We start from the raw sequence: 5,373 nt of genomic DNA, 5'->3' as shown, positions 1-5,373 counted from the left end.
ACTGGCGCAGCCCGGGAATGGGCGAGAGCGTGGCGAAGTTCTTGAGCTTGGGGAATTCCTCGCGCAGCGTCTCCACCACCCGCTTGATCAGCGAGTCACCGAAGCTCACGCCCCGCAGCCCGGTCTGGGTGTTGCTGATGGAGTAGAAGATCGCGGTCGAGGCCTTGTGCGCCGGGGTGGCGGTGGCCGCCTCGTCCAGCAAGGGTGCGATGGCATCGGTGATGGCGTCGGTCAGCGCCACCTCCACGAAGATCAGCGGCACGCCCGGCAGCCGAGGGTGGAAGAAGCCGTAGCAACGGCGGTCGGTGTCGTCCAGCCGGTTCTTGACGTCGGACCAGCTCTTGATGTCGTGCACTGCCTCGTACTCGATCAGCTTCTCGATCAGCGAGGCCGGCGAATCCCAGCTGATGCGCTTGAGATCGAGGAAAGCCACATCGAACCAGGTGGAAAACAGCTGCTCCAGCTCGGCGTCCAGCGCGGCCAGGCGACGGTCCTTGCGCACCACGGGCAGCAACTCGGCCCGCAGCCCGACCAGGAAGCGCAGCCCCTCCTCGGGGATGGCGAAGCGCTGGAGCAGACGAGCCCGGGGCGAGGCCGAGGCACGGCGCAGCTTCGCTTCGGCCTGGGCCTGCTCGGGCGAGCCGGGTTCGGCGGCTTCGTATTGCTCGCGCGCGGTCTTCAGCTTGGCGCCATCGGGGGCGAAGCATTCGGCCATCAGCAGCCAGACATCGCGGCGCTCGTCGGCGGTCAGCGCCTCGTAGGCCGTCATGACCGCGTGGGCGCGGCGGCCGGCCTCGACCTCGCTGGTGCGGCTGTCGGTCACGCCCTGGAGGTCTTCGAGCATGCGACGCAGCGCGCGAGGCGGCAGGGCCTCGCCATGGCGGCGCAGCGTGGCGGCCATGCGCTCCGTCAGGGTGCGGGGCGGGCGGCTATCGCCGGCCGGGGACGGGGCCACCGCCGGCTTGCCGGCGGTCGAGCCCCCCGCCGACACGCCGGGGCGCAGCAGCGAGACACCCTTGGACAGCCAGTCTGGGGGAGTTTTGGTCATGGAATCGACAAAATTTCTGGGGCGGGCCAACGCATGGGCCGGGGCCTGCGTTGTGGCTTGAGGCCGACGGCGCACGCCGCCTGGCACCCTGTTTGTACACCGTGACCGAGCTTTCCCACTCCTCCCCCGACCACGCGCCACCGGCGACGAGCCCTGTTCCTACAGAGGCCGTCGCACTCGGCTGGCAGCGACTCAAACCCTGGCTGATCGCCGCGGCGGCCCTGCTCCTGTGCGTTCTGCTCGCCGCCGCCCTGCACGGCCTGGCTGGCGAGGTGCGCTACGACGACGTGATGCGGGCCATCGCAGGCACGCACGAGATGGACATCGTGCTGGCGCTGATGGCCACCGCCGCCAGCTACCTCATCCTGTCTGGCTACGACTTCTCGGCCCTGGCCTATGCCCATGCGCGGGTGAACCGGGGCACGGTGCTGCTGACCTCGTTCACCGCCTACGCGCTGTCCAACACCATCGGCCTCGGCCCACTGACGGGCGGGGCGGTGCGCACCCGGCTGTACACGGCGGCGGGCCTCAAGGCGCACCAGGTGGCGCAGGTGGTGGTGTTCAACGCGGCGGCCTTCGCGCTGGGAATCGTGGCCTTCGGCGCGGGCGCCTTGCTGTGGGGCGCACCCGAGGTGGCCGAGTTGCTGCACCTGCCCGCGGCGGTGCTGCAGGCCGGCGCCGCGGTGGTACTGCTAGGCGTGGCGGTGTTCCTGCTGCTGTGCCATCGCCAGCGCACGCTACAGCTGGCTGGCCGTTGGCGCCTGCGGCTGCCGCCAGCGGGGCTGGCGGTGCAGCAGTTGGTGATTTCGGCCTTCGAGCTGATGGCCTCGGCCGCGGCGCTATGGTTCCTGCTGCCCGGCGAGCGAATGGAGCTGCCGGCGTTCACCGCCTTTTATGCCATCGCCATCGTCGCCGGCATCATCAGCCACGTGCCCGGCGGCGTGGGCGTGTTCGAGGCGGTCATGCTGGCCGCCACCCGCGATCAGGTGCCGGCCGAGAGCATGCTGGCCGCGCTGGTGCTCTACCGCGGCATCTACTACATCGTGCCGCTGGTGGCAGCCACCGCCCTGGTGCTGGGCTGGGAGCTGAAGAGCGGCGTCGGCACCCCCATCGCCCGGGCCGCCACGCGCCTGAGCCCACGTCTGCTGGCGGCGCTGACGCTGGTGGCGGGGCTGTGGCTCATCGCCTCGGGCGTCACGCCCTTCACCGAGGACGCCCGCGAGATGCTGACCACGCTCAACGTGCCGCTGCCGCTGGTGGAGGCCTCGCACTTCCTGGGCAGCGTGGCGGGCCTGGGGCTGCTGCTGGTGGCGCGCGGGCTGTTCCACCGGCTCGATGCGGCGTGGTGGGCGGCGCTGGTGCTGGCCGTGGTCGCGGCCGTGCTGGCACTGCCCAAGGGCATCGCGCTGCACGAGGCCGGGCTGCTGGTCACGCTGGCGGTGCTGCTGGTGCTGTCGCGAAAGCAGTTCGACCGTCGCTCGTCCCTGCTGTCGATGCGGCTGGAGCCCGGCTGGCTGATCGGCCTGGGTGCGGTGCTGGCGGGCTCGCTGTGGCTGCTGTTCTTCGCCTACCAGGAGGTGGCCTACACCCACCGGCTGTGGTGGCAGTTCGAGCTGGACGCGCAGGCGCCGCGCTCCCTGCGCGCCCTGCTGGGCGTGGCGCTGGCCGGCATGGCCTACGGGCTGTGGCAACTGCTGCGCCCGCCGGTCGGCCAGGCCGCGGCGCCGAGCACCGAAGAGCTGGACCGGGCCGCCGCGATCGTGGCCGCCAATCCGCGGGCCGAGGCCTGCTTCGCGCTCACCGGCGACAAGCACCTGCTGTTCTCGCCCTCGGGCCGCAGCTTTCTGATGTACGGCAAGCAGAACCGCTCGTGGATCGCGCTGTACGGCCCGGCGGGCGACAAGGCGGAATGGGCCGAGCTGGCCTGGCGCTTCGTCGAGATGGCCCGCACCCACGGCGGGCGGCCGGCCTTCTACCAGGTGCGCCCGGCCAGCCTGCCGCTGTACCTGGACTGCGGGCTGCAGGCCTTCAAGCTGGGCGAGCATGCCCACATCGAGCTGCCGGAGTTCAACCTCAGGGGCGCCAAGCGGGCCAACCTGCGCTCGGGCATGAACCGCGGTGAGCGCGAGGGCCTCGTGTTCGAGGTGATCGAAGGCGAGGCGCTGGAGGCCATCCTGCCCGAGCTGCGCGCCGTGTCGGACGCCTGGCTCGCCCGCCAGAAGACGCGCGAGAAGGGCTTTTCGGTCGGCCGCTTCGACGAGGACTACCTGCGCCGCCTGCCCGTGGCCGTGGCCCGGCGCGAAGGTCGCATCCTCGCCTTCGCCAACCTGCTGGTCACTGCGCCGGCCGAAGAGGCCGCCGTCGACCTGATGCGCCACCTGCCCGACGCGCCGCCCGGCACCATGGACTTCCTCTTTGCCAAGGTGCTGATGCATCTCAAGGACCGCGGCTTCCAGCGCTTCGCCCTCGGCATGGCGCCGATGGCCGGCATGGCCGAGCGTCGCCACGCGCCGCGCTGGCAGCGCCTGGGCCGGCTGCTCTACGAGCATGGCGAGCGCTTCTACAACTTCCGCGGACTGCGCAGCTTCAAGGACAAGTTCGAGCCCGTCTGGGAGCCGCGCTACCTGGCCGCGCCCGGCGGCGTGGCACCGCTGTGGGTGCTGCTGGACCTGGCCGCGCTGATCGGCGGCGGCACCAAAGGCGTGATCGGCAAGTGATGCCGTCCGGCCTTTTTTCGACTTCCTTCGCATGACATTGCCGATTTCCTTCCTGCGCCGCGCCCTGGTGGCCGGCGCTTCGGGCCTGCTGCTCGCCGGTGCGGCCCTTGCCCAATCGCTGGCACCGGCGGGCGCCGCCCTTCCCCAGCCCGCCAAGCGCATCACCCGCGAGATCTTCAAGGACGTGCCGCTGTACCGCCCCGCCGGTGCGGTTCAGCAGTTTGTGGTGCTGCTGACCGGCAGCGACGCGCCCACGCCGCGCGACCTGCGGCTGGTGCAGGCCATGACGGCCCAGGGCGCCATGGTGATCGCCGTGCCGGGGCTGGGCTTCTACCGCAGCCTGGCGGCCGTCAGCCAGCAATGCGTGCACGGCCCCGGCGCGCTGGAGAACTTCGCGCGTTTCGTGCAGGCGGGCGAAAAGCTGCCCACGTACATCGAGCCGATCCTGGTCGGCACCGGGCCGGCCGGCGCACTGGCTTATGGCCTGCTCGCGCAATCGCCCGCCGACACCTACACCGGCGCCCTGTCGCTGGACTTCTGTCCGCGCCTCGCCCTGCCGCTGCCGATGTGCGGCGACGAGAACTTCCGCAGCAAACCCGTGGCCGGCGAGTCTGCGCGACCAGGCCCAGCCGCGCAGACCTTGCGGCCCCTGGAGCCCGCCTTCGACCTGCAACCCGCCAAGCGCCTGGCCGGCACCTGGACGGCCATGGGCGCCGATCCGCGCGCGGCCGCCTGCAGTGCAGGCCCGACCGCACCAGCCGCCTTCGCGGCCCAGGTCCCGAACGCGCGCTGGGTGCCGCCCGCCGCCGCCGAATCGGCCGACGGGGCACCGCCCGGCTTCGACGCCGCCTTCGCGCAGATGGCCGCGAAGCGCGCCGGCCTCGCCCTGCCGCCCAGCCAGCTGTCGGACCTGCCCGTGACCGAGGTGCCCGTGCAGGGCGCCGGCAAGCGCTTCGCCGTGCTCGTGTCGGGCGACGGCGGCTGGGCCAGCATCGACAAGCGCCTGGCCGCGGCCCTGGCCAAGGACGGCATTCCCGTCGCCGGCCTGGATTCGCTGCGCTACTTCTGGACCCGCCGCACGCCCGAGGGCGTGGCCGCCGACCTGGACCGGCTGATCCGCTACTACGCCGCCCGTTGGGGCCGCAGCGAGGTGCTGCTGCTGGGCTACTCGCAGGGCGCCGACGTGCTGCCCTTCGCCTACAACCGCCTGCCCGAGCGCACCCGCGCCAGCGTCAAGCTGCTGGGCCTGCTGGGCCCCGGCGAGAAGGCCGCCTTCGAGTTCCACGTGAGCAACTGGATCGGAAAGTCCGGCGACCAGCCCATCGCGCCCGAGGCCAAGCGCCTGCCGGCGGGTCTCACGCTGTGCGTGTATGGCACCGAGGAGAAGGCCGACTCGCTCTGCCCGCGCCTGGATGGGACACAGGCGAAGGTGCTGCCCATGCCGGGCGGCCACCACCTGGGCGAGAACTACGAAGATCTTGCGGCCAAGGTGCTGCAGGCGGCGCCGCCGGCGCGCTGAGGGCGGGCCGCCAACGAGCAGACTTCAGTTGGCCGACGGCCGACGGCCGGCGGGGCGGTGGCGAGCTCTACACCGTGGATGTGCCGGCT

The 5,373-nt window shown here is 71.8% G+C and carries 3 protein-coding genes; 2 read left to right on the top strand and 1 reads right to left on the bottom strand.

Going from position 1 to position 5,373, the window contains the following annotated elements:
- A partial coding sequence (locus QZ772_RS07675; RefSeq protein ID WP_295524466.1) for a malonyl-CoA decarboxylase family protein occupies positions 1-1,048 on the bottom strand: 1,048 nt, incomplete at its 3' end.
- Positions 1,049-1,149: 101 nt separating this feature from the next.
- Here QZ772_RS07675 and mprF point away from each other — a divergent pair.
- Both mprF and QZ772_RS07665 read left to right on the top strand, forming a co-directional pair.
- Positions 1,150-3,765: a bifunctional lysylphosphatidylglycerol flippase/synthetase MprF gene (gene mprF / locus QZ772_RS07670; protein WP_295524465.1), complete on the top strand. Its 2,616-nt coding sequence runs from the start codon at positions 1,150-1,152 to the stop codon at positions 3,763-3,765.
- A gap of 31 nt (positions 3,766-3,796) precedes the next feature.
- The gene (locus QZ772_RS07665) at positions 3,797-5,284 is read left to right on the top strand and encodes an AcvB/VirJ family lysyl-phosphatidylglycerol hydrolase (protein WP_295524464.1); all 1,488 of its coding nucleotides are present in this window, start codon (positions 3,797-3,799) and stop codon (positions 5,282-5,284) included.
- The last annotated feature ends 89 nt before the right edge of the window (positions 5,285-5,373 follow it).

Origin of the sequence: uncultured Pseudacidovorax sp. (assembly GCF_913773995.1) — a bacterium.
Classification (GTDB): Bacteria; Pseudomonadota; Gammaproteobacteria; order Burkholderiales; family Burkholderiaceae_C; genus Xenophilus.
Note: the sequence above shows the minus strand (reverse complement) of the source record. Positions and strands in the feature narration are given on the sequence as shown.